The organism is Photobacterium carnosum, assembly GCF_021236965.1.
Taxonomy (GTDB): Bacteria; Pseudomonadota; Gammaproteobacteria; order Enterobacterales; family Vibrionaceae; genus Photobacterium; species Photobacterium carnosum.
In genome coordinates this window covers 211487-236252 of record NZ_WMDN01000001.1, presented here as the reverse complement: position 1 = coordinate 236252, position 24766 = coordinate 211487, and the positions used below count along the sequence as shown (strand labels likewise).

Annotated in this window: 22 protein-coding genes and 1 pseudogene; 16 read left to right on the top strand and 7 right to left on the bottom strand. The window is 36.8% G+C overall.

Annotation, left to right across the window (positions count from 1 at the left end; all coding sequences use genetic code 11):
* Positions 1–52 precede the first annotated feature (52 nt).
* The 4 genes from GLP24_RS01080 to GLP24_RS01065 form a co-directional block, all read right to left on the bottom strand.
* The gene (locus tag GLP24_RS01080; RefSeq protein WP_101769474.1) at positions 53–853 is read right to left on the bottom strand and encodes a TOBE domain-containing protein; all 801 of its coding nucleotides are present in this window, start codon (positions 851–853) and stop codon (positions 53–55) included.
* Positions 854–1024: 171 nt separating this feature from the next.
* A complete protein-coding gene (locus GLP24_RS01075; protein WP_232615402.1) occupies positions 1025–2368 on the bottom strand; it encodes a TldD/PmbA family protein in 1344 nt (447 codons plus the stop codon).
* Complete coding sequence (locus GLP24_RS01070; protein WP_232574661.1) at positions 2368–3753, bottom strand: TldD/PmbA family protein; 1386 nt, start codon at positions 3751–3753, stop codon at positions 2368–2370. Before GLP24_RS01070 ends, GLP24_RS01075 begins: the two co-directional genes overlap by 1 nt.
* Before the next feature lie 116 nt (positions 3754–3869).
* On the bottom strand, positions 3870–4856 hold the full coding sequence (locus GLP24_RS01065) for a CobW family GTP-binding protein (RefSeq protein WP_232579464.1): 987 nt from the start codon (positions 4854–4856) through the stop codon (positions 3870–3872).
* Positions 4857–5059: 203 nt separating this feature from the next.
* Between GLP24_RS01065 and GLP24_RS19940 the strand changes: the two genes are divergently transcribed.
* The 6 genes from GLP24_RS19940 to GLP24_RS01040 all read left to right on the top strand — a co-directional run bounded on the left by GLP24_RS19940 (position 5060) and on the right by GLP24_RS01040 (position 11195).
* Entirely contained in the window at positions 5060–5272 is a 213-nt protein-coding gene (locus GLP24_RS19940) for a KTSC domain-containing protein (RefSeq protein WP_407951486.1), read from the top strand.
* A gap of 164 nt (positions 5273–5436) precedes the next feature.
* Positions 5437–6432 carry a RelA/SpoT domain-containing protein gene (locus GLP24_RS01060; RefSeq protein WP_152654040.1) on the top strand — a complete coding sequence of 332 codons (996 nt, stop codon included), beginning with the start codon at positions 5437–5439 and terminating at the stop codon, positions 6430–6432.
* A 114-nt stretch (positions 6433–6546) separates the two neighbouring features.
* Positions 6547–6969 (top strand): PACE efflux transporter, encoded by a 423-nt coding sequence (locus GLP24_RS01055; RefSeq protein ID WP_101769468.1) that lies wholly within the window; start codon positions 6547–6549, stop codon positions 6967–6969.
* A gap of 679 nt (positions 6970–7648) precedes the next feature.
* A complete protein-coding gene (locus GLP24_RS01050) occupies positions 7649–8971 on the top strand; it encodes a paraquat-inducible protein A (protein ID WP_101769513.1) in 1323 nt (440 codons plus the stop codon).
* Positions 8972–8982: 11 nt separating this feature from the next.
* A complete protein-coding gene (gene pqiB / locus GLP24_RS01045; RefSeq protein WP_101769512.1) occupies positions 8983–10623 on the top strand; it encodes an intermembrane transport protein PqiB in 1641 nt (546 codons plus the stop codon).
* A 2-nt stretch (positions 10624–10625) separates the two neighbouring features.
* Positions 10626–11195, top strand: coding sequence for a PqiC family protein (locus tag GLP24_RS01040; RefSeq protein ID WP_101769467.1), 570 nt, complete (start codon positions 10626–10628; stop codon positions 11193–11195).
* 118 nt (positions 11196–11313) lie between these two features.
* Here the strand turns inward: GLP24_RS01040 and GLP24_RS01035 are convergent, their stop codons facing one another.
* Positions 11314–11967: an HAD family hydrolase gene (locus GLP24_RS01035; RefSeq protein ID WP_232574658.1), complete on the bottom strand. Its 654-nt coding sequence runs from the start codon at positions 11965–11967 to the stop codon at positions 11314–11316.
* A 229-nt stretch (positions 11968–12196) separates the two neighbouring features.
* Between GLP24_RS01035 and cqsA the strand changes: the two are divergent.
* Positions 12197–13364, top strand: a pseudogene (gene cqsA / locus GLP24_RS01030) (alpha-hydroxyketone-type quorum-sensing autoinducer synthase).
* Between the two features lie 96 nt (positions 13365–13460).
* Here the strand turns inward: cqsA and GLP24_RS01025 are convergent.
* A complete protein-coding gene (locus GLP24_RS01025) occupies positions 13461–15512 on the bottom strand; it encodes an ATP-binding response regulator (protein ID WP_232615401.1) in 2052 nt (683 codons plus the stop codon).
* Positions 15513–15686: 174 nt separating this feature from the next.
* Between GLP24_RS01025 and GLP24_RS01020 the strand changes: the two genes are divergently transcribed.
* The gene (locus tag GLP24_RS01020) at positions 15687–16316 is read left to right on the top strand and encodes a class I SAM-dependent methyltransferase (protein WP_101769464.1); all 630 of its coding nucleotides are present in this window, start codon (positions 15687–15689) and stop codon (positions 16314–16316) included.
* Between the two features lie 88 nt (positions 16317–16404).
* On the opposite strand, the gene GLP24_RS01015 is transcribed toward GLP24_RS01020, so the two are convergent.
* Complete coding sequence (locus GLP24_RS01015; protein ID WP_221944530.1) at positions 16405–17811, bottom strand: amidohydrolase; 1407 nt, start codon at positions 17809–17811, stop codon at positions 16405–16407.
* 302 nt (positions 17812–18113) lie between these two features.
* On the opposite strand from GLP24_RS01015, the gene modA reads away from it, so the two are divergent.
* The 8 genes from modA (at position 18114) to GLP24_RS00975 (ending at position 24326) form a co-directional block, all read left to right on the top strand.
* Positions 18114–18884, top strand: a complete 771-nt coding sequence (gene modA / locus GLP24_RS01010) for a molybdate ABC transporter substrate-binding protein (protein WP_101769462.1) — start codon at positions 18114–18116, stop codon at positions 18882–18884.
* Positions 18885–19083: 199 nt separating this feature from the next.
* The gene (gene modB / locus GLP24_RS01005) at positions 19084–19773 is read left to right on the top strand and encodes a molybdate ABC transporter permease subunit (protein ID WP_101769461.1); all 690 of its coding nucleotides are present in this window, start codon (positions 19084–19086) and stop codon (positions 19771–19773) included.
* Positions 19773–20873: a molybdenum ABC transporter ATP-binding protein ModC gene (gene modC, locus GLP24_RS01000; RefSeq protein WP_101769460.1), complete on the top strand. Its 1101-nt coding sequence runs from the start codon at positions 19773–19775 to the stop codon at positions 20871–20873. The genes modB and modC overlap by 1 nt, the downstream gene beginning before the upstream one ends.
* A gap of 176 nt (positions 20874–21049) precedes the next feature.
* The gene (locus GLP24_RS00995) at positions 21050–21343 is read left to right on the top strand and encodes a Bor family protein (RefSeq protein WP_080156180.1); all 294 of its coding nucleotides are present in this window, start codon (positions 21050–21052) and stop codon (positions 21341–21343) included.
* 145 nt (positions 21344–21488) lie between these two features.
* Positions 21489–21845 (top strand): type II toxin-antitoxin system HigB family toxin, encoded by a 357-nt coding sequence (locus tag GLP24_RS00990; RefSeq protein WP_232615400.1) that lies wholly within the window; start codon positions 21489–21491, stop codon positions 21843–21845.
* Between the two features lie 26 nt (positions 21846–21871).
* Complete coding sequence (locus GLP24_RS00985) at positions 21872–22339, top strand: helix-turn-helix domain-containing protein (protein WP_232615399.1); 468 nt, start codon at positions 21872–21874, stop codon at positions 22337–22339.
* Positions 22340–22869: 530 nt separating this feature from the next.
* A complete protein-coding gene (locus GLP24_RS00980; RefSeq protein ID WP_232615398.1) occupies positions 22870–23802 on the top strand; it encodes a TIR domain-containing protein in 933 nt (310 codons plus the stop codon).
* Between the two features lie 62 nt (positions 23803–23864).
* Positions 23865–24326, top strand: a complete 462-nt coding sequence (locus GLP24_RS00975; protein WP_232615397.1) for a hypothetical protein — start codon at positions 23865–23867, stop codon at positions 24324–24326.
* The last annotated feature ends 440 nt before the right edge of the window (positions 24327–24766 follow it).

Below are 24766 nucleotides of genomic sequence, written 5' to 3'. Positions count from 1 at the left end.
AATCAGCTCACTCCGTTGAGCATAGGGCTATTATTGAGTATAAATTAGCTATTTAACACATACTTGCAACAATCACGTGAGTTGAATGAAATAAGGCGTAAATCGGCATACCTAAACGTAAAGTTTCATCCATTAAATCTTGATTATCAACGAAAGCACAAATGCTTATCTCATCGTTTAAACTAATAGTAATTTCTGTTGACTGACGATCTTGTTTCATTGCAGTCAGTGTACCTAGTAATTGGTTATCAAACCGATCACGCTTACCATGAATTAAATTTTCTTCACTACAAACTGTAATAGCTGGACCTTTGACTAAGGTTACTACATCTTTATTTTGTTCTAGATGTAAGCGCAGGGTACTACCATGAGTAATTGTTGCTTGGATATGGTGATTGTCTGTAATAGCTATCGTGACGATATCATGTAAATCATGGGTTTCAATAGCAGATATATGCCCAAATAATTGATTACGCGCACTGGTTTGTAATGAAAAACGGCTCATAACACCGAGTAAACTATCAAGTGGTGCATTATCATCATTAAGCGCTTGTAAGCCCATGTCTTGAATTTTATTTAAAAGATCATACATCTGGATTAGACGTTGACCAAATCGCGTCAGTGTTGCACCACCGCCGCCTTTACCGCCTTTCTCACAGTTAACTAACGGCTGTTCATTGTTAGTATTCATATCTTTAATTGCATCAGAGGCTGCTTTATAGCTAATGCCTGCTAATTTAGCGCCTTGACTGATAGAGCCTGTTACATCAATGGCTTTTAATAGTGCGATACGACGTGGGTTAGCAAACATTTTATTATTCATTTGCAGTGTTGCAATGGCGGTAAGATTCATAGTCTTATTCTTATTAGGTGTTTTTTCTATGTTATCGCATTTTCTGGAAGATCTTAAATCTAATAATAAAGATTGTTAGTTGTGAAGATGAAAATAGACAAGTATTTGAGTTAGCGCAAAAAAAACCTTACTGAATATAAGTATCAGTAAGGTTTATCATTAATAAGTGTATTATTTTCCGGCAATATTCAAACGCGTAAAGCGGATTTTAGGCGCATAGAAACTACGGCTATAATCGTTATTGAGTTGATTACCTACGGCATCAATTTCTTTGATCATTTGGTAAAAATTACCCGCAACCGTAATACCACGTACGGCTTGTAGACGTTGTCCATCACGACATAGAAAACCACTAGCCCCAAATGAGAAATCACCACTAACGGCATCTGCACCTGAATGTACACCTTGTAGCTCGACTAGCTCAAGGTATTCGCCTGCAGTGATTTCTGCTTCTGAGCTATTTCCTGTCTGAATAACGGTATGCGATCCACCAACACCTAAGCCCCCTTTTGCTGAGCGTGAAGCATTGGCAGTATTTTCAATGCCAAAGTAGCTGGCTGTATGGCTATTGTGCAATAAGCTCTGTAACTTACCTTCGCTAATTAATAAAGTATCACGGGTCGCAAATCCTTCACTATCAAATGCTTTAATCGCAAAGCCGCCATTGACATAGGCAGTATCTGTAATGGTCAGTAGCGAACTTGCAATTGGCGTAAAAAGTGCGTCACGCCAAGGGTTTATCCCTTTCATTGCGGCTTGTCCTGACAGGCACATGCCATAAGCTGAGAATAAATTACTTAATGCACTGAGTGTAAAGATCACTGAATAGTGTTTACTGGCAATCGGAGCACCGTCTAATAGTGCTTGTGCCATTTCATAACCGTGGTTAATACAATAGTTAGGATCTAACTGACTAAAGACACGTCCTGATGACATGCCACCATGCATGGCTTGTTTACCGTCTTTTTCATACAGCGTATAAGCATAGCAATAAGTCGACCGCTCATTATGGCTACACAATGTCCCTTGAGTGTTAGCTAAAATGACATGGCTATCAGATTCAGCAAAACCATTATAAGGCGCACTAGTTGCGTGAGGTTTATTAACGACGCCTTGTTCTAGGGACAATGCAAGATCAATCTTTTCATCAACGGTCGCGGTTTCGATTTGATAAACTTCGGGCTCAATGGTAGCTAGACGGCTATCAAGACAACTAATGTTTTGATGGGGATCTTGCTGAGAATACTGAGCATTGATTAATGCATTATTAACCATTAAATCAAGGCTTGCGAGATCCAGTGATTCAGAATAACTGGTAGCGGTACGTTGATCTTTAATTACACGTACACCAATCACCTGACCTGACGTTACTTTGTATTCGTCAAGTTCACCTTGGTTAGCTTTTAATGAAAAATTGTTACTACGGTTTGCAATAACATCGGCAGCAGCATCTTGTGCTTTAACACGATCAAGTACGTAATCGATGGCCTGTTGTAGTGCGTTTTGATCTGTCATTAGTTGCCACCTCCCACAAGAATATTATCAACTTTCAATGCAGCCTGACCGACGCTTGTTGGCACGGAGCCACTTACCGATCCACACATGCCAGCGGCAAGTGCGAAATCATTACCTATCATGCTAATTTCTTTCAATACTTTAGGACCAGTACTGATTAATGTCGCTGATTTTAGTGGTTTAGTGATTTTACCGTTCTCAACTAAATACGCTTCTTGGACAGCAAAGTTAAATTCACCTGTACCTGGTTGTACTGAGCCTCCACCCATTTTTTTTGCGTAAATGCCACGTTCAACACCTGCAAGCATATCATCGAGAGTGCTTGTACCTGGCTCAATAAAGGTATTACGCATACGTGAAGTAGGGGCGAACTTATAAGATTCACGACGACCAGAACCTGTACGTGCGAAGCCTGTTTTTAAGCCCCCCATACGATCGACCATAAAGCTGGTTAGTTGACCATCTTTAATCAGTTGAGTGCGTTGGGTTTCCATGCCTTCATCATCAATGTTGATTGAACCCCATTGATTGGTCATGGTGCCATCATCAACAGCACTAACAACGGAATTAGCAATTATTTCGCCCATCTTATCGTAAAAAACCGACGCTTTTTTAGCAACAGAAGTGGTTTCAAGTAAGTGACCACAGGCTTCGTGGAAGATAACACCACCAAAACCATTTCCTATAATGACGGGCATTTCACCTGACGGGCAGGCTTCTGCAAACAGTTTAACCATTGCTTGCTGTGCAACATCATGGCCCAGCTTTTGTGCGTCAAGGTGAGTATTAAATTCCCAACCTGTAAATGCACCCGGTGCTTCATAACCTGTTGATTGCTCACTGCCATTTTGTGCAACAGCATTAGCAGAAATTCGAGTGTAATGACGCGTGTCACCAATATGAAGGCCATCTGAGTTGAAAATCTCAATTTGTTGTTCACGTTGTGCAACGCTACCAATAAATTGGGCTATTTTTTCATTTTCGGCGCGAGCGGCTTGATCGGCTTGACGTAAAAATGCAATTTTAGCCGCCATATTGGTATCTTGGCTAAGCGGTAATTGACAGCTATGTTTATTGTCATAACGATTTAAGTTAAGCGTGCCAGCGGTTAATATTTGCTCACGCTTATCTTTAGCGGCAAGTAAAGATGTAACGCGTTTTAATTCTTCTTCATCAGTGCTGTTGGTGTAACCGTAGAGAACTTTATGTCCAAAAAACAGACGGATACCAATACCAAAATCAATGCCTGAATTGACTTTATCAATTTCAGATGAAATAAGTTGAACCGAGCTTGATTGATGGTGCTCGATAAATAATTCAGCAAAATCAGCACCAAGAAATAGTGCGTGATCAATGACTGTTTTAGCAGTATTAGGGTTTAGCATTTGTGCTCCCTTCTTTTTATGAGCTCTATTTTATAACCTAGCAGTAAAGTGATAAAATTTCTCACTATTACTGCAATTGGTATGAGCGATGAATCTATAACGACGGATTAATTGGATTATTTAGCTACCGTATTTGCAGTGATTGAACATAGAATATTTTCCAGTTCATCCCACGGTAAGATCTCACTATCAATAACTTCAATACGCGATTCAAATCCTTCTAGTGAGAGTTCATTCACTGACACAACTTGATTAACAACGTTAAAAGCAAAGCAACCATTTTCAGTATTTACTACGGCTTTAATACGATTAGCACTGAGGTTTGAAAATAGACTGAATAATTTTGAAAATTCAAATAATTGATCAGCGGCAAAGAACCAGCCACAACTGTGATAGCCCTGACCATGGTTTTCTTTGCGAATAAATTGTTGTCCAGGCGCTAATTCTAATTCTGGTAGTGGTTCTGTTTGGTCGTGACCATGATGATGGCTATGCTGTGCCTGACGATCTGTACGTTCAATATCAAGCCATTCAAGTTCAAGTCGGCCATGTTCAACTTCAGCAATAAGAGCTTTCTTAGGCTCCGCTTTTTCCATTGCTGTTTGGAACGTGTATAAATCAAAGTCATCACATTGATCAATTTTATTGGCAACGACGACATCGGCTAATGCGAGTTGATCTTGAAAATTAACGTTATCAGTATAAATGCTCTCTGCAAAATGGCGAGGATCAACCACGGTGATTGTTGCGCGCAAATCGACATAGTTGCGGTAGCTTTCTGATGTTAATTTATGAATGACTTCTTTTGGGTGACCCAAACCTGTTGGCTCAAGTAATAAGCGGTCAGGTTTCTGAGCTAATAGCGCATTAATACCTACAGACATGGGTAAGCCTGCAACACAGCACATACAGCCACCAGGAACTTCTTTGATGATAGCTCCTTGTTGTTCTAGAAGGGCACCATCAACGCCAATATTACCGAATTCATTAATTAAAATAGCCCACTTTTCATGTTTAGGTTTGCGAGCGAGCAAAGAAAGAATAGCGGTGGTTTTTCCGGCACCTAAGAAGCCAGTAATAATATTTGTTGGAATACGTTTCATGTTTTTACTCAATTCCTAAACGATTAAGTACCAAAATAATGAGGTCAGTTTACGTGAGCGGCCCTAAAGTGACTAGTACAACTAGGTGAAGCGTTAGTTAAGTGCCGTTTTTGACTGCAAAAATAATGAAAAGCAAAAAAATGTAGGTATATTATAGCGTTTTTGGCATGATTAATTATTCAATGAATAACGGGTGAATATGAATGATTAATTGGTTTGTTATTAATTCTGATTCAATAAAGAAAATAGGACATGATGCAACTAATGATTGTCTGTATATTAATTTTGATGATGGTGGAGAATATACGGTATACACAAATGTATCACTGTATGCTTTTTATCATTTTTTGTTAGCAAACTCGGTTGATGATTATTATCGACAGGTGATTAAGATAAATTATTCAATAAAGCAGTAATGCCATTAGTGGTAACTTTGTTATCATTTTAAAGTTTGTATTAAGTTGAAATACATAGATGAAAAGCATAATTTATGTTCAATTATAAATTTGATAAACGATGTAATATTTAATTGATTGTTAATATTTATAGATAAATATTCTTTATTAATAAGTGAGCTAAAATGAGTATTGCTTTTTTGACAGAAGATGAATTTCTGCACCAAAATCGGATTAGTCAACAACAGTGGCAAGCCAGTCAGATTACGTGGTCGGAATTAAAAGCAATCGGCTTGTGCCACGAACAACGAACTGAAGCACTAAATGTTACCGCTGAATCATATGCACGTATTATTCAGCAATGTTCACACGTCCATTCTGTGCGCTGGCGAGTAAAAAAACCACAGCATTTAATGGAAAAAATCGTTAGAAAAACACAGCCTAATATTGCGACATTCAAAACTAAATATCTTGGTATTAATCAATATAACTATGATGCCATTGTCACTGATCTGATTGGTGTGCGGGCTTTACATTTATTTAAAGATGATGGATTAGTTATCCATGATTATTTAATGAGTAAGTGGCAGTATGAAGAGCCACCTGTTTATTATGTGAGAAATGGTGATGATGAAGTTTCAACTAAATTACCTGCGGATATTAAAGTAAAAATACATCCTGCAGGTTATAGATCGTTACATTATGTATTTGGTACTCAGTTACAACAACGGTGTGTTTTTACGGAAGTACAGGTAAGAACTATTTTTGAAGAAGCGTGGACCGAGATCGATCATAAAATACGTTATCCTAATTTTTCTACTGATGCAGAAATTTGTTCATTTTTGCTTATATTTAATCGTCTCGTTGGATCTGCCGATGAAATGGGATCCTTTGTAAAGCAACTTGCAGCAGAGGCAACACAGCGACAACAGGCATTGACAATATCAGATGATGGTACAGAGAACAGTGTTGTTGATGTCGAGGATTTATTTCAAAAATTAGAGGAAAAAGTAAAAAAACAACATGATTCTCAATTGGTTATAGACCAACTTCGTCAGCAAGTTATGCAATTAAAAGCAGATAAAAAAGCATTGCAGCAATCAATGGACTCAAAGATGTTAGCTTCAACAATTGCTATAGCTCAACGGTGTTGTAAGGCTTCTGAGTTGTTAGATAAATAGCTTGTCTATCTGTTTTTCGGATGGGTTCTAGCTTGTTAATAGCAAAAAAACATTTATAGTTATATGCATATAAAGCTATCTATTATAAAAATAAATATACTGAGGAAATTTTTGATGAGAACGCGGTTGGATCGTATTCGCCATGCGATTTGTTTTGAAATTATTGGCTTAATTTTAATGGTGCTTGTATTAAGTCAATTTGGGTTTGATGGTAGTCATGTTGGTGTTGTTGGGATTGCGTTTTCAATTTTAGCAACCGGTTGGAACTATATCTATAATATATGGTTTGATCGTATGCTTTATCGTCGCTATAAAACCGCTACGAAAACCTCTATTATCCGCATTATTCATAGTATTGGATTTGAAGCTGGACTTCTTGTTGTTACTATTCCTATTTTGTCTTGGGTACTCAAAGTTACGTTGTGGGAAGCTTTTGTACTTGATATTGGAATGGTGCTTTTTTATCTTATTTATGCATATGTTTATAACATTGCTTATGATCGCTTATTTCCAATACCTGAAGTATCACAAGATTAAAACAGAATAGTTTGATAAAAGCCTCTAATAAATATCTTTCCAGTTGAAAGAGTATTAGGGGCTTTTTTATTGATTATTATCTAATGAAGAATTTTTGATAATACTATGGCTAACTGTTCATTCAATGGTGTCTTTTTTATCAGATAATGTATTTATACATATGGATAGCTATTTTACATTTCTTCAAGTACTTATGAGTAGTATCTATTTGTAATAAAAAATTACACTTTAAACTAAACGTAGCGATAACCACTGATTTAAGCTGTAATATGCAATATTTTTAAAGAGTAAAGGACGATTTATTGAATGGTTATACTTTCATTGGTTTATGTTATTCCTTCTGAGTGTTGATGAAACGTGAAAATGAATGGCGATTAAATGTAATGCGGTATTAAGTAAGAATACTGTTATAATGTATACCGTTCAAAATAAAGTCTCGTCATGAGATAACACATGGTAATAATGCGTGAGTAAACATAATAAACGCTGTATATAACCATGATTTTTATTTATAACGTAGTTTGGGTTGGTCGACGATAATTCGTTGGGCATGTGTTTATTTTTTGAAATGATTTTTAATATGTTAGTAAACTATACTATCAGATTTATTTGTCATAGGTGATGTACGTTGAGTAAAGAAAGTAAACTCGCACGAAAGGCGGTTGACGTGCAACAATCAATGATGATTGCGTGTGAAGAGTGTGGGTTGGTTGTTGATATCCCTAATTTAAATGAAGGTGAAAAAGCGACGTGTCCTCGTTGTAGTCATACTTTAATAAAAGCCGTTAGTTTGCCCTTTCAACGTCCTGTTGCTTACGGCATAGCGTGTTTAATCATGCTAACATTAAGTCTTTCATTTCCATTTTTATCTTTTACTGTAAATGGAATGGGGCACCAAATTACGCTCTTAAATGCGGCTGAAACATTACAACATTTTGAAAATAGCGTGTTAGCTGTTTTGTTAATGACGACGGTAATTATTTTTCCTGCTATGTATATAGTGCTCGTTTTATATCTCTATTACCGCGCTAACAAAGTAAAGAATATTGGTCATGTTATCCATGCTCGCAGCTGGATTAAATTTTTATGTCGAATGTTATTTAAAATCCAACCATGGCTAATGGTTGATGTGTTTTTAGTGGGCGTTTTAGTGAGCCTTGTTAAAATATCAGCATTAGCACATATTGGTTTAGGCAATTCGTTTTGGGCTTTTTGCCTTTATAGTGTACTAGTTATTAAATGTGTTTCATTAGTTGATAGAACATGGTTGTGGGATCGGTTTTTTGCTATGGTGCCAGTTGATGGGGTTCATGATGGTGATACGCATATGGATCATAACCATGTTGGATGTCATGCCTGTAATCAAATAAATCCAATGCCAACAACACATCATGCGCGTTGTTTACGTTGTGATAGTCGATTACACGTCTTTGATGCTAACCATTCATTACAATATGCTTGGGCGTATTTGATTGCATCCATCGTTTTTTATATTCCCGCTAACTTATATCCAATGATGTACACCGTGAGTTTAGGTCAAACGGAAGGATCTACGATTCTAGGGGGGGTAGTTCTACTCTGGAAAATGGGTTCATGGCCCATTGCTTTGGTCATTTTTATGGCCAGTATTTTTATTCCGATGGCTAAAATGTTTACTTTAGCATGGCTATATTTTTGTGCAGGTAAACGAATAGATGATTCTACCCAGATAGCAATTAAGTGTTTAAAATTATACCGTTTAACCGAGCTTATTGGTCGTTGGTCTATGGTTGATATTTTCGTGGTTGCTATTTTGGTAGCTTTAGTTCAATTACAAAATGTAATGGCAATTTCACCCGGCCCTGCAGCGTTATGCTTTGCTATTGTAGTGATATTTACAATGTTATCCGCCATGAGTTTTGATCCGCGTGTATTTTGGACGCCTAAGCGTAAATCTTACAAACAAGATTCAGAGTTAGATACTGTTGAATCTAATTCAGTAGTACCTAGTGTACATAAATGAGAAAACAGATGATGAGTGATAACCAGCCGACAGAGGCTAAAGTACAACATTTGAAACAAGTATCACCAATATGGATTGTGCCATTGGTTGCGTTAGGTATTGGTCTTTGGATGTTTATTCAATATTTAAATAGCCAAGGACCGACGATTACTATTCGGTTGCCAAATGCTTCGGGTATTGAAGTTGGAAAAACCGCGATTAAATCGTTAAATGTTAAAGTTGGTGTAGTAACAAAAGTCCAATTAAGTAAAGACTATAGTTATATTACTGTTACGGCTCAAATGGACAATGATACTGGGCGCATGCTTAAAAATGACACCTTATTCTGGGTGGTTAAGCCGCGCATTGGTAAAGGTGGCGTTTCTGGTTTAGATACGTTGCTTTCTGGCTCATATATTGAAATGCAGCCAGGTGAAGGTAAAGAAGATAAGCATCATTTCGTTGCGTTAGATGTACCGCCGGTTGCACCTGCGGATGCAAAAGGGTTACGCGTTATTTTAACTAGCCGTCAAGCGGGTAAATTAGGTGTGGGTGATCCCGTGCTTTATGATGGTTTTACCGTTGGTCGTGTTGAGCAAGTAAGTTTTGATATCAACAGTAAACGGGCTAATTATCAATTATTTATCTTTGAACCTTATGATAGTTTAGTTCGTACCAGCAGCCATTTTGTTCTTAGTTCTGGTGTCCAAGTTAAAATGGGTGCCGAAGGTTTCAATGTTAAGATTGGCTCATTAGAATCGTTAATTACTGGTGGTGTAACCTTTACGACACCTGCAGATGATCAAGGCAGTTCACAATTAAAACAAAAATCATATTATCGTCTATATGAGAATGCGGCTGAAGTTCGTGAAAAAATGTTTGAACAACATCTTGATTTTGTCATGTTATTTAGTGAATCCATTCGCGGCTTAAAAGCGGGGGCTCCAATTGAATATCGTGGTATTCAAATTGGTACGGTACAAAAAGTGCCACTGCGTTTACCAACAAGCCAAGAAGGTTTTACGAGCAAGCAGATTCCAGTATTAATACGAATTGACCTTGGGCGTGTTTATGATCATACCGATGAAGGTACGTTAACGTCATTACATGCAAACCTTGAAAAAGAATTTAAGAAAGGCCTACGGGCAACATTAAAAACGGGTAATTTGCTGACCGGTGCATTGTATGTTGGCACGGATGTCTATAAAGGTGAAAAGCCAGTTAAGACATTGGAATATGATGGTTATGATATCTTCCCAACCAAAGCGGGTGATTTAGCTGAAGTACAAAAACAGCTAACAAATTTATTGAATAAATTTAATAAATTGCCTGTTGAGGATACATTAAATTCAATGACGGCAACCTTAAAAGCATCTGAAAAAACCATGGCAACGATGCAAACGACGATCAATGATTTAGATCACTTATTAAAACAAAAAGATACCCAAGCATTGCCTGGTGATGTTCGTGCGAGTCTAAAGCAGATTCAATCAACATTAAGTGGCTTTGGTCCTAATGCTGCGCCATATCAGAATCTTGAAGGTGCATTAACACGTTTTGAAGCAGTGATGACTGAACTTAAACCTGTGTTACGCCAACTAAATGAAAAACCAAATTCCCTTGTATTTGGTGATGAGAGAACAAAAGATCCTGTACCTGTTGGAGGTCGTTAATAATGAAAAAATGGTTAATTATCGCTGCTGCTACTGTAGCTGTAACAGGTTGTAGTAGTACGCCTGAAGGAATTAATACCTTCTTGTTACCAGCAGGTAAGACGTTAATGGTATCGCATGTCAATAATCAACCATTATTGATTGTACGTCCGGTTGAAGTTGCTGCACATTTATCTGGAACTGGTTTAGTTTATCAAACATCAGCAACAGAGATGGTTGAAGCACAGCAAAACTTATGGGGGGAGGCATTATCAAAACAGCTAACCCGTCGTATTACTCATGATTTACGCCAAAAGCAGCATCAATTATGGGCAACACAGTTAACACCGACACTATCAACTGCGGGAGCGCCTGGATTACAGGTTCGTATTAACCAATTTAATGGTGTATATACCGGTGTCGCTAAGGTTGCTGGTGAGTGGATGGTCATTGGTGCAAGTGGTGATTTGCAAACAGTGCATCCGTTTGAGTTTAGCGTGCCATTAGTAAAAGATGGTTATAGCGCTCAAGTAGAAGCATTATCAACGGCTGTTGGTGAGTTAACGACACAAATAGCAAATGCAGTGAAGTAAAGTCTATTCACTAAAAAAAGCCCACAGGTTAATAGCCTGTGGGCTTTTTTGTTTCTGTTAATGTGGTAATCCCAAGTAATAATATTGTTAGTTTTACACTCTAGATTGGTATGTTCTATTAGTGTGATTGTAAAAACGTTAATGCTTCATCCATAGTATTAAAAATATGGTGCCCTAAAGCGCGAGTATCAGCGTCTGGTTCGACTAAATCGATGATCTGTAGTGTGGCCATATTGGCAGACACCGCAGCCTTTACACCATTGTTAGAATCTTCAAAGGCAATACATAGTTTAGGATCAATGTTCAGACGTTGTGCAGCAAGAAGATATATTTCAGGGTTCGGCTTCCCATGAGTAACTTCATCACCACTGGTGATATGTGAAAAATAGTGGTTGAGGCCAGCGAGACGAAGTTTTTTTTGTGCTAATGCATTGTGAGTCGATGTCGCTACGACCATGGGAATATTGTGTGTTTGTAACCATTCTAATAAAGCAATAACACTATGCTTTACGGGAATAGCTTGATGTTCAACAACGGCAAGGTAACGCTGCATCCAACGTGGATGAAATACACTATAATCTAATAGCTCACCATAGCCTTGTTCGATAATTGGCTTAATACCTGCCTGATTACGCCCAATGATAGAAAGGTAGACATCCTGCTTAAATGGAATATTCATTTCAATACATGTTTGTTTAAATGCGGTCATACACACTTTTTCAGTATCAAGCAATAATCCATCCATATCAAAAATTGCTGCATTGTATTTCATTATATTCTCAGTGTTATTATTTTATAATACAGTTTCTCATAATATTAATCTTTAAAATAGATCATTTATAGCAAATGGAAATGTTATTAGTATTTTTTATAAAACAGATATAGAATAATTTGTTGTGTATTTTTAATTTAATAATAATATATCACCGTTATTTATAAATATATCACCGTTATTTATAAATATGTAAATAACATGATTATTAATTAAAAGGAAAATATCAATGAACATGCATAATTTATCTAAACCATTACCTGAGTTTATAAAAAAAAATTGAATTTCATCTAGAAGAGCTTATTTATCCTCGAAAAAATCAACAACATTTAGTTTTAGGGAAAAAACCGACAGAAAATGGTGTTTTATTACAGAGTAATGACTATCTTGCTATATCAAATCATGAATATATTCGAGACATTCATATAGAGGCATTAAGCAATAATAAAAAAGATATTGTTATGTCTGCGATATTTTTACATAAAGAAGACGATCATTCTTTTGAACATCAACTCGCTGATTATACTGGCTTTGAACACTGTATTTTGTCTCAATCTGGATGGGCGGCTAATGTTGGATTAATTCAGACAATCTTACCTATAAATACACCTGTCTATATTGATTTTTTTGCACACATGTCATTATGGGAAGGCGCTCGAATTGCAGAAGCTCAGATTCATAGCTTTTTACATAATAATATTCGCCACTTAGAGAAATTAATAAAGCGTAATGGACCGGGACTTATTCTCGTTGATTCTGTCTATAGTACATTAGGCACTGTTGCACCGTTGACTGAGATTGTCGCGCTCGCTAAGCATTATGGTTGTGCTATTTTGGTTGATGAATCACATTCTTTAGGTACTCATGGACCAAAAGGCACAGGGTTAGTTGCTCAATTAGGTTTAACTGATGATGTTGATTTTATAACGGTTAGTCTAGCGAAAGCATTTGCTTATCGTGCAGGGGCGATATTATGTAGTAACAAAATAGGACAAGCATTACCGTTTGTTGCACGTCCAGCTATTTTTAGTTCAGCGTTATTACCCCATGAAATAGCGGTATTAGAGGCGACATTAGAGGTCATTAAAAACAGTGATGATCGTCGTTTACGCTTAGCTGAGCAAGCTGATAAATTACGTAATGGATTAGTTAAGCTTGGATTTAATATTCAAAGCCAATCACAAATAATTGCTCTTGAAACAGGTAATGCAACCAATACAGAAATAATGCGGGATCATTTAGAGGATATGAATGTTTTTGGTTCTGTTTTTTGTTCACCCGCAACGCCAAAAAATAAAAATTTGATTCGATTTTCTGTTAATAGTGAATTAACAGATAAAGAGATAGATATTATTTTAGATGCGTGTTTATCAATGCGTTGTGAGTTAGCATTATAATAATTACTAATATAATTAGTATGAAAATTTGTAGTTAAATAATAATTTAAGAGTAGGTATGTAATAAGATGATACCTACTCTTTATTCTGGTTTTATTATTCCAACCATTTGTTAACAATATCTAATAATGTTGATTTAGAAGATGGTTTTAGAAGGAAATCACTAATACCAATACTCATTAATTCTTTTTTATGCGTATAATCTAAGGAACCAGAATAACAGATGATAGGTATATGTTGATGTGCTTTATATTTATTATTAGTTCTTATTTCTTTGGTTGCGTCTATGCCTGACATGATTGGCATTTGAGAATCCATTAAAATGAGATCAACCGTTGTTTCTTGTAAATAATCAAGGGCTGTTTGTCCATTATCTGCTTCGACAACATCATAACCTGAATTTTTTAATAGAATACCTGAATATAACCGTAATGACATATTATCATCAACAATCATAATCTTAGCTCTATTTGAATGAACTGTTTTCTGTGAAATATTGGTTGGTATTCTTTGGGTGAAAATGTGGGTTATTAATTTTTTTTGTAATGTATCTATATGATTATAATTTAATAAATATGGTTTATGTGTTTTTGAGAGTGTGATTTTTTTAGCGTTATGTTGATGCTGAATCAGTATGATTTTTATAGTTGTAGTCGCTATATGGTTATATATTTTAACTAATAATTCACTATCGATTTCATTAATATCAATGATAATACAGTCATAACTATTTTTTTCGTTATTTATAGTATTATAAGCGGTTATTTTTTGATTATTAAATGTGAAATTATAAAAGAAAGCGAGATGATTCATATCTGTTAAAATTTTGCTATTATCACCTAAAAGTAATATTTTTTTAGTGCTCATTAGGTCATATTGCATTTTATCGATTATCGGTGAGGTGATCATCGGTAATCTAATAATAAATGTTGTAGATATATTTTCAGTTGAATAACATTCAATGGTTCCAGAAAAGGCATTAATGACTTTTTTGCAGAAAGATAAACCTAAGCCAGTGTTGTTTTCTTTTCCTGATGTATAATATTCAGTAAAAATATTTTTAATTGATGATGATGGTATGCCTTTACCATAATCTTTTATGCTTATAACTGTTTCATTCTTTTTACTATAAACAGAAATGATAATTTTAAAATTGGCTGTTTCTTTATAGAAAAAAGAATTTTTTAATAAATTAAAGAAAACATAGCGTAGTAAAATATCATTTCCAAAAAAAGTATTATCTTTGTTTATTTGAAAAAACACTAATGCTCTGTCACTTTTCTGTTGGTAGCCATATACATTAAGTGCATTATGAATGACATCATTAATCGACAAGTTATTGAACGATTGTGGCGATATTTTTTGACTGTCAATTGAACTTAACAACAGATTTATGGTGTTATGACCATTGTTTATGATTGAAATATTATCTTTAATAATAGTGCGTAATTTATGTATTTCAGCATTTGAGATCAGACGATTTTGCTGAGGATCTGCGGTTAAATTTTCAGGTAACAGCTCTAAGAGTACTTCTTGAGAAGCATATAACGCACTAAGAGGATTACGCATTTCATGAGCGATACCACCACTGAATGAACGTGAAAATAATTGCTTACTTTCAATTTCTATTCGGTTGCGATAATTAAAGCAAATACCAGTGAAATAAGAAAAGCTGAATACAATAAGATATGAGGAATGGAAACCAATTCCAATATTTCCCATTGCCATATAACCGAGTAGAGCGGCACTGCTTGCTGCTATTGTGGTAAATATCAGGATAAGTAACCAGTCATAGATAATAATAATGGATAAAAAGATGGCAGCCATAAAAGACATTATCCATTCAACTGACCATTCATTACGTATCATCATATAACAAAAGAAAAAAGGTAAGCAAAAACAGATAGTAAAAACAAAATGTTTCTCTTTATAACGAGAAAATAAGCTCGGCATCTGAGATTTAATAGCAAAGGGCAAAAAGAGGAATGCGCAGACTAAGCGTAATGGTAAGTTTTCATAAGGCTGCGGAAAGAGATAAGTCCAGATTAAATAATAAGCAGGGAAACCTATACTACCAAATAGCCCGATAAAAAATAAATTCGGTTCAATATAACGGTAAGCGCTGGTTATTCTTTGCTTAATGCTCATTTAATTTCACATGACTACGGATGACTATTGTTAATATTATCTGTGTGGTCAATCATTAGCAAGTTTTTACGTTTTTATGCTTTTATTTTATTGTTAATCATAAAGATTCGCTAAAAACTCTGATTGTGACTTTTAAAATGATATGGTGACTATATATAATTTTGGAGCATTTTAATGTCTTTTTTTACTGCTTTTTTTTACGATAATGTAATGAAATATACGGAAGAAGCTTGTTTGGTTGAATGGCGGCGAACATTGCTTGAAAATGTAGAGGGTAATGTGCTGGAAATTGGTGCAGGAACGGGGGCTAGTTTGGGTCTTTATCCACAAAAACCATCATTAGCGCTTTATTTGTCTGAACCTGACTCACATATGCGGATGCAATTGGAGAAAAAATTGCATTCACAACCTAATATTAAGGCGACAGTTTTATCTTGTTCAACCGAGAATATTGACAGTGATGATGACTTTTTTGATTATGTTTTCGTGTCATTAGTGTGTTGTTCGGTTAAAGATGTGGCGGCATCATTACAAGAAATTAAACGGGTTCTTAAACCAACTGGGCGCTTTATTTTTTTAGAGCATGTTGCTGCAGAGCCAAATTCTCGTTGTTATCATTGGCAACAACGGCTTAATTTTATTTGGCGTCGAGTTGCAGATAATTGCCATTTAAATCGAAATACAGAGCAATCGATTATTGATGCAGGCTTTGTGATTGAAGATATTCAATATGAAAAAATGCGAAAAATGATCGCCGTCGTGCAGCCAACCATTAGAGGTATTGCGCGTATAGCACCTGAGTAATTAGCGCGATATCGCTTACATGTTAGATAAGCATAAAAAAGAGAAAAGAGTGCTGAACACTCTTTTCTCTAAATAACTATCGTAAGTATTATTGTACGATTTCGCCACTTTCAACGACAGTTTTACGTACGACATCAGCAAATTTTAATGCTTCATCACGCACTGTTTTTTCATTCACCGTCAGAATATTACGATTTTCCATAAGCAACTTACCGTCAACCACTGAGTGCTTAACATTGGTCGCATAAGCAGAATACACCAATGCAGAATATGGATTATAAACAGGGATCATGTTGGGTGCTTTAGTATCAATCACGATAATATCAGCCAGTTTCCCCACTTCTAAAGAGCCAATTTTATCTTCCATGTGTAATGCACGTGCAGCGCCAATGGTTGCCATTTCAATCACATTGATAGGGGGCATTGCTGCGCGATCTTTATTAACGAGTTTGTGTACTTTAGCTACTTGGTTAAACTCATCAATCGTGCTTAGGGTGTTACCTGACATCGGGCCATCAGTGCCTAAACCAATACGTAACCCATCGTTAAACATTTTCAATGCAGGTGCGACGCCTTTGGCTGATTTGATATTGGCACTCATGTTGTGGGCGACACCAACATCGTGCTTTTTCAAAATAGCGATATCTTCATCATTAGCATCAATGACGTGCGCGGCTAAGAAGTTTGAATTAAGTGCGCCAATCGATTCCATGTATTTAATCGGCGATAGGCCGCCAGAACGCTTAGCAATCACTTCACGTTCACGCTTAGATTCAGCAAGGTGCATCATTACAGGCACATCATACTGGATTGATAATTTGGCAATGGTTTGTAGTGTTTCTGTTGAGTTAGTATATGGGCCATGTGGTGCAAAGGCTGGTGTGATACGCGGGTGGTTTTTATATTGCTCAATAAAATTAAGCGTATATTTAATACCATCTTCTGGGGTTTTAGCACTTGCCACTGGGAACTGAATAATGGTTTCGCCTAAGATGGCACGCATACCTATTTGATCGACTGTTTTAGCCACTTCATCTTCAAAGTAATACATGTCAGCGTAAGTTGTTACGCCACCTTTAAGCATTTCTACGTTGCCAAGTTGTGCGCCAATACGGACCATATTACGCGAAACCAGTTTCTTTTCTAGCGGGAAAATATAACGGTGTAAACGATCGGGCACGTCATCGGCCATTGAGCGAAAAACAGTCATTGATGCGTGAGTATGAGCATTAATTAAACCAGGCATAACAATATCACCATCCGCATCAATGGTTTTGATTGCTTTGTATTCACTTATATTCGAACCATCAGTAACGGCATAAATCTTATTGCCTTTTACTGCGACTAAGCCATTATCAAATACAGTTTTGTCTTGATCCATGGTGAGCACTGTCGCATTTTTTATTAACAAATCAACATTTTCGATGGCATAAGCTGATGTGCTAATAAGTGAAGTAGCAGCAAGAGAAACAGCAAGTAACGTTTTTTTAAACATAGTGAATTACCGAACCGATGGATTTTCGCCGATAATACAGTGCAATAAATGAATGAAAATAACTATTTTATTGATTACTTCTATTTGTGATCAAGATCTTGTTGGGGTAATAAAATTAACGCATAAATGGCATAAAAACGCTCAATTTTAGAAATGGAAATCGATTGCTTGTTTGAATTTTGCATGTTTAATCTTTGACAGTAGATTGATCTTATTTGTAAATATTACTTTTTGGCATAAAAATATAGTTGGTAAATAGCGATATATACATTACTATATATCGAAATATTATGGAGTCTGTTATGTCATTTAAATCTGCTGTCATCACCGCTGCTGTATTATCTCTATTTGCACAACCCGCTTTAGCAGCTGAAAAAGTGACGGTGTTTGCGGCATCGTCACTTACGAATGCGTTAAACGCGATTGCTGCTAAGTACCAACAAAAAACAGGTGTAGAAACAACATTATCCTTTGCATCATCCTCGACTTTAGCGCGTCAAGTTAGCCAAGGTGCGCCAGCCAATATTTATTTATCAGCCAATGAAAAATGGATGGATTATGCCGAGCAGCAAGGGGCAATAGCGGCCAATACCCGTAAAGACATCGTTAGAAATAGCTTAGTGATGGTTGCTCCTTTGGCGTATCCACAAAATAAAATCAAAGTAAGTGCCAATTGGAATTTAGCCAAAGCATTAGACGGTACCCGTTTAGCTGTTGGTGATCCTAACTATGTACCTGCTGGTATTTATGCAAAACAAGCATTAGAATTTTTAGGATTATGGAAACAAGCACAACCATTATTAGCCAGCGCCAATAATGTGCGTTCAGCGCTGGTGTTAGTTGAACGAGGGGAAGCCCAACTGGGGATTGTTTATAAAACAGATGCTGAAATTTCTAAAAAAGTAAAAACAGTGTATCAATTTCCTGCTGATTCGCATAAACCGATTGTGTACCCAATGGCATTAGTTAAAGGCAATGTGACGCCAGCTGCAAAAGGCTTTTATCAATATTTACAACAGCCTCAAGCCGCTGCGATTTTTAAATCTTATGGCTTTGATCAAGTAACAAAATAGTAGCGTAGGTTGTTAAATACATATTACTAATGAGTCAATGATAAGGTACTGAGTGAAAGCTTAGTACCTTTTATGTTTTATTCGGTATTATGTTAAAAAACAGCAAATAAAGCATAGGCGTTAAATCGTTACTGACTGTCAGTAAATAAGTACCTATGCTATTGCTATAACGAATAAAAGTTTTACAGGATTGTGGTTAGTGCTAACTGAATATGAATTAGAAGCGTTATTTTTAAGTTTGAAAATTGCCAGTGTCGCGGTGATATTCAGTTTACCGTTAGGTATTGGTTGTGCGTGGTTATTGGCTCGACGTCAGTTTTGGGGTAAATCATTATTAGATGGACTGATTCATTTACCATTAGTGTTACCACCGGTGGTTATTGGTTACTTATTGCTGATCACCATGGGTCGTCAAGGTACTATTGGTAAATGGCTTTATGAATGGTTTGGCTTTACCTTTAGCTTTAGTTGGCGAGGTGCTGCATTAGCAGTCGCGGTAGTTTCATTTCCATTAATGGTACGTTCCATTCGGTTAGCATTAGAAGGCGTTGATAAGAAACTAGAACAAGCCGCGTTTACTTTAGGTGCATCGTCGGTTCGAGTATTTATGACGATCACTTTGCCATTAATGATCCCTGGCATTCTTACGGGGACAATTCTAGCCTTTGCGCGTGCCTTAGGTGAGTTTGGCGCGACGATCACTTTTGTGTCTAATATTCCGGGGCAAACTCAAACCATTCCTTTAGCAATGTATTCCTTTATTGAAACCCCTGGTGCGGAAAGTGAAGCGGCAAGGTTATGTATCGTCGCTATTGTGATCGCATTATTATCATTGTTTGCGTCTGAATGGTTGACCCGTATTGCCAGAAAACGGTTGGGGGCAGCGTAATGAGCACTAAAACAGCGCAAAAGCGATTAAAAATGTGCTTTACCCAACAATTAGGTGATCTTGCTTTAGCGATTGATCTTGATGTTCCTATGCAGGGTATTACGGCTATTTTTGGACGCTCTGGCGCAGGAAAAACCTCATTAGTGAATGTGCTAAGCGGGTTAAGTCATCCTGATGATGGCTATATACAGCTTGGTGATCGTGTCTTATTTAATAGTCAGCAAGGTATAGCGTTAAGTGCTGATAAACGCAACATTGGTTATGTATTTCAAGATGCGCGTTTGTTTCCGCATTACACGGTAAAAGGTAATTTGAATTACGGCGTTAAACATGCCGATCAACAACATTTTGATGATGTGGTTAATCTATTAGGTATTGCGCCACTATTATCACGGTATCCCGCTTCGTTATCTGGTGGTGAAAAGCAACGAGTTGCCATTGGGCGAGCATTATTGACCAAGCCTGATATGTTATTAATGGACGAGCCTTTAGCGTCATTAGACATGCCACGCAAGCAAGAACTGATGCCTTATTTGGAGAAGTTAGCCAAAGAGGTTAATACACCGATTATTTATGTGACCCACAGTTTAGATGAAATTTTACGCTTAGCTGATTCAATGGTGATGCTTAATCAAGGTAAGGTATTGATTTCAGGGCATGTTAATTCTGTGTGGAGTTCTCCTGAAATGCGGCCGTGGTTGCCCGTAAAAGAGCAGAGTTCATTATTAAGTGCGCGGGTTAATATTAACCATCCCCGTTATGCATTAACTCAAGTGATGTTGAGTCACGATGCTTCATTATGGGTGACACAGTTACCTCATCAGCGAGGAGAATGGATACGCGTCCGTATTTTTTCTAATGATGTATCCATTGCTCGCCATTATCCTCAAGCGAGCAGTATTCGTAATATTCTTGCGGCAAGGATAGATAAAATTCATCATGCTGAAGACGAGCGAGTGGAAGTAAAATTACGTATTGGTGAAACCCATTTGTGGGCTAATATTACTGCATGGGCTGCGGATGAATTAGCACTAAAAGTCGGTGATCAGGTGTTTGCTCAGATTAAAGGTGTGAGTGTTACTAAAGATGATTTAGCTTAACATCTTATAAATAACGCTATGATTTAGATATTTATTATCCACTTGTGGTTAAAATGTAACCGCGAGAATTGAGCGTGTGAATTTATATTACAATTATACTCCAAAAGAATATGTTAACTGTTGTTTATGTGATTAAATGAATATCACTTTTATTTATCCATTTTAGAGTTAACTTAATGAAAAAAGTAATTTTAGCAACAGTAATTGCAGCGACGGTTATGACAGGTTGTGCACGCCAAACATTTATTATGTCACCTGCACCACAAACAAAAACAGCTGAATTAAATAAATCACAACCATTTTTCGTTTCAGGTATTGGTCAACATAAAACTGTTGATGCTGCGAAGCTATGTGGCGGTGCCGATAACGTGGCTAAAGTTGAAGTACAACAAACGTTTGTTAACGGTCTATTGAGTGTCGTTACATTTGGTATTTATACACCACGTCAAGCCCGCGTATTCTGTAAGTAATAGTCAGTATTTGCATCATACCAAGCCTCCACAGTGGAGGCTTTTTTCTTTCCTGTTGCATCTCATTTCTGAAAACAAGCCATATCGCTATATATCGTACTTTGCGATAATTTGGTCTAAAATTCACAGCAAAGGGTTAATATGCGTGCGGATCATCACTACAACTCGAACTAAACAGGCAATGTTGATGTTCCCACTGTGGCGGGTTGGGTTGACTCTCTGGCAACAGACATTCAATCGAGCAGGCTTAAAGTTTGAATCTTTTACTCAAATTAAAGCGCTTTGGCGTACACAAAGTGGCTGGAATATTGATCGTGTCCCTGCGCGTAAAGTAGGTGAAACGGCTTTTAACGGTGACAATTACGACCTTTACATTTTTGACGTTCATAAGAACGACTGTCGCATTTTGGCTCGTATTTATAGCACTCGCAGCAAGATTTTTATTCGTGAGATTTTATCTCATGCAGACTATGACAAATGGATTAAAAGTCATACTAAGTAATCACCTCCGTATATTTTGGAGCAGTTATGATTAAACACCATGAAAATGTTGGATTGAACACCGCAAATCTAAGCGGCATGTTTGAGGCAATGTCAGATGTCCTAAGTGACGACGCACAGAATGCCCTAATTTTATTTAACTATTCAACGAAACCAATTGAAACTGAAGCGGAAGTGCTAGAACGCGCTGAATTAATGGACGAGCTAATGGATATGGCGACCTCTGAAACTGATGTTTGTATGGTTTATGCCCATGCAATTTCAGACCGCATCGAAGAATTTGAAACGAACCATTTAATTATGCCTAAAGTTCCCGCTGTAGAAATGCTAAAGGGCTTGATGGATATTAAGGAGCTTAAACAATCTGATTTAAAACATATCGCGCCTCAAAGCGTGATCAGCGATATTTTAAATGGCAAAAGAGCTATTAATTTAGCTCAAGCAAAAGGCTTTAGTGAGTATTTCAATTTACCTTTTGAAACCTTCATTGATTAATAACCGCCGTGCTATCGCTAATAAAACCGCCGAGCATGGCGGTTTTGTTTTATCTGGCCTTTAATCACCGCGCGGACTCTTGCCACTATCTTAATCTTCTCGGTTAGCTGTCGGCTGACAATATAGTCTGATCGACCACAATAAAGATCGTCCAGATACAAGAAAGTTTGATCAATTTTGGGATTTAAAGTCGCTTGGTAGTTAAGGTACGACAGAATCGCTTGGTGATCATAAGTGAGTTAGCTATTAAGCTAACTCATAATTGCCCCATTTCTACTTAGAGTTAAGGTTCATTCATATCCTGTTAATGAGATTTTTCCCTACCAAAAGTTATATACGATGGAGGCGTGCGTACGGCAACTCTCGTCGTATTACACTTCTAGGCACTCTCTGGTGTCACTAAGTTACTGATTTAGCGTTGATGGCTAGTAAGAAAAGTTGCATTATATGAACAAAATCATGTAATTTCGTGCCGTCTTACGCCTAAGCAGCGTCAGGCAACAACCGTATAATTAGAAAGGAAAGCTTAATTGTTTAATTTAATAATCACATCAGATGAGAGTGCGTGGAATGGTAGTCCTTATCCATTTTCTCGGGATAGAATTATCAACCATTGGGAATATACAGTTAAAGAAATAGCGAGCAAATATGCTGAGTTAACAGAACCTATGATTCGAGAGCTAAAAGAAATGCCATGTATTTTTGCTCATGAAGGTAAAGGCGGTTTCTTTCATATTGGCTATATCAGGGAGTTACGTTTAAGAAACTCTGAGGTAATCATTGAATATGAACTTGATAAGTTTATTCCCGCACTACCCACAGAAAAGTTGAGTGTTAATAGACTTTCTTTCGACATCAATGGTGACTTTGAATTTAATCGAACGCACTGGGCGTTGAAGGATGTTGATCTATTTGCAGAGCTAGTTCGTTGTGGCTTTATCACACAAGAACTAGCCACTACGTCTATCAAGAATAGAAATTTATCAACAGTTGAGGTTAGCCCTATAAACTTAATCAATAGCAGCGTTTTTATTGTTCATGGACACGATGAGTTAGCAAAGTCTGAAGCTGCGAGGTTTGTCGAGTCTTTAGGACTTAAAGCTGTAATACTACATGAGCAAATAAATCAAAGCCAAACTATCATCGAGAAGTTTGAAAAGCATGCGTCTGAAGTTGCATTTGCTGTAGTGTTATTAACTGCCGATGATGTAGGCTACGCAAAGGACACCCCAAACAGCCCCAAGTTTAGAGCGAGGCAAAATGTAATCTTTGAGTTGGGGTACTTTAGCGCTGCGCTCACCAGAGAAAAGGTATGCGTGCTTTATAAAGAAGGTGTCGAAATTCCTAATGATTTTGCTGGCGTGGTATATACGCCGATGGATAACTCTGGTGGTTGGAAGCTTACTTTGGCGAAAGAAATGAAGGCTAGCGGTCTAAGCATCGATCTGAATCGAGTCATCTAGCTAGTTGCCTAACAAAGCAATCGGAATTTTCGGAAAATTAATAATTGAGGTTATATATTTAAATGACAGAGTTCTTGATAGGTGTAGTAGCAAGTTTATCAGCTACTGCACTTGTAGCATTGGTTGTTAAATGGGGCTGGCCTACTTTTCAGAGTAACTGTTTGTATAAAGGGGTTAAAGTTGCTGGGGAATGGGATATTGTCGAAGTAAGAAACGGCAAAAAAATTACTGCTGGACGTATTACGCTACAACAATTAGGTAGCAACATTACAGGTAGCAGTATTCGTTCTAAAACTCGCGATGGTAAGAAGTCAGAACGTAAGTTTAGCTACAAAGGAACCATTTTTGGTAACCAAGTTACTTTGATGTTTGAGGACCATAATGGGGTAGGTTTTGATACGGGCACTTACGTTTTCACTGTACAAAATGATCACAAATCCATGGTCGGAATGGCGACTTTTCATGGAAAGATTGAAAATAAAATAGTATCAGAGTCAAGGACGTTAAAGAAAGTCCTAAGCTAGTATCGACCACATGCCTATACAAAAAAGGATAAGTGTCGCGCAACCGACACTTTATCTGGTTCTTGAATTTGAACCCGATAAAGCCTCTCCTTTACTAGCAAATTGCTCGAATGAGCATCAAGGTAGATCTTTTACTCATTCATATCGTGTTAACGTGATTTTTGATTAGTTTATTCGCTGTGTATATGAACAGTTATAATGAAACGTGGCGATTTTATCGCTTGAGTTACGTTTTTAATAAGAAATATTTCTTGTTAAAAACAGAGGTAAAGCTATAACCAATTGATAATTTAACAATTTAATATTTCAGTTTGTATTTAATAAGACTTATTAAATACATTTCTTACTTTTCACACCCTCTTTTAAATAGGTAAGTGTAAGAAAGTGCTATCAAGTTCATGATATGCAACGATTATATCGAGTATGGTAAAGGTATTTCA

Coding starts and splice junctions, on each gene's coding strand:
- GLP24_RS01080 (WP_101769474.1), bottom strand. CDS start 853: ATGAATCTTACCGCCATTGCAACACTGCAAATGAATAATAAAATGTTT.
- GLP24_RS01075 (WP_232615402.1), bottom strand. CDS start 2,368: ATGACAGATCAAAACGCACTACAACAGGCCATCGATTACGTACTTGAT.
- GLP24_RS01070 (WP_232574661.1), bottom strand. CDS start 3,753: ATGCTAAACCCTAATACTGCTAAAACAGTCATTGATCACGCACTATTT.
- GLP24_RS01065 (WP_232579464.1), bottom strand. CDS start 4,856: ATGAAACGTATTCCAACAAATATTATTACTGGCTTCTTAGGTGCCGGA.
- GLP24_RS19940 (WP_407951486.1), top strand. CDS start 5,060: ATGATTAATTGGTTTGTTATTAATTCTGATTCAATAAAGAAAATAGGA.
- GLP24_RS01060 (WP_152654040.1), top strand. CDS start 5,437: ATGAGTATTGCTTTTTTGACAGAAGATGAATTTCTGCACCAAAATCGG.
- GLP24_RS01055 (WP_101769468.1), top strand. CDS start 6,547: ATGAGAACGCGGTTGGATCGTATTCGCCATGCGATTTGTTTTGAAATT.
- GLP24_RS01050 (WP_101769513.1), top strand. CDS start 7,649: ATGATGATTGCGTGTGAAGAGTGTGGGTTGGTTGTTGATATCCCTAAT.
- pqiB (WP_101769512.1), top strand. CDS start 8,983: ATGAGTGATAACCAGCCGACAGAGGCTAAAGTACAACATTTGAAACAA.
- GLP24_RS01040 (WP_101769467.1), top strand. CDS start 10,626: ATGAAAAAATGGTTAATTATCGCTGCTGCTACTGTAGCTGTAACAGGT.
- GLP24_RS01035 (WP_232574658.1), bottom strand. CDS start 11,967: ATGAAATACAATGCAGCAATTTTTGATATGGATGGATTATTGCTTGAT.
- GLP24_RS01025 (WP_232615401.1), bottom strand. CDS start 15,512: ATGAGCATTAAGCAAAGAATAACCAGCGCTTACCGTTATATTGAACCG.
- GLP24_RS01020 (WP_101769464.1), top strand. CDS start 15,687: ATGTCTTTTTTTACTGCTTTTTTTTACGATAATGTAATGAAATATACG.
- GLP24_RS01015 (WP_221944530.1), bottom strand. CDS start 17,811: ATGTTTAAAAAAACGTTACTTGCTGTTTCTCTTGCTGCTACTTCACTT.
- modA (WP_101769462.1), top strand. CDS start 18,114: ATGTCATTTAAATCTGCTGTCATCACCGCTGCTGTATTATCTCTATTT.
- modC (WP_101769460.1), top strand. CDS start 19,773: ATGAGCACTAAAACAGCGCAAAAGCGATTAAAAATGTGCTTTACCCAA.
- GLP24_RS00995 (WP_080156180.1), top strand. CDS start 21,050: ATGAAAAAAGTAATTTTAGCAACAGTAATTGCAGCGACGGTTATGACA.
- GLP24_RS00985 (WP_232615399.1), top strand. CDS start 21,872: ATGATTAAACACCATGAAAATGTTGGATTGAACACCGCAAATCTAAGC.
- GLP24_RS00975 (WP_232615397.1), top strand. CDS start 23,865: ATGACAGAGTTCTTGATAGGTGTAGTAGCAAGTTTATCAGCTACTGCA.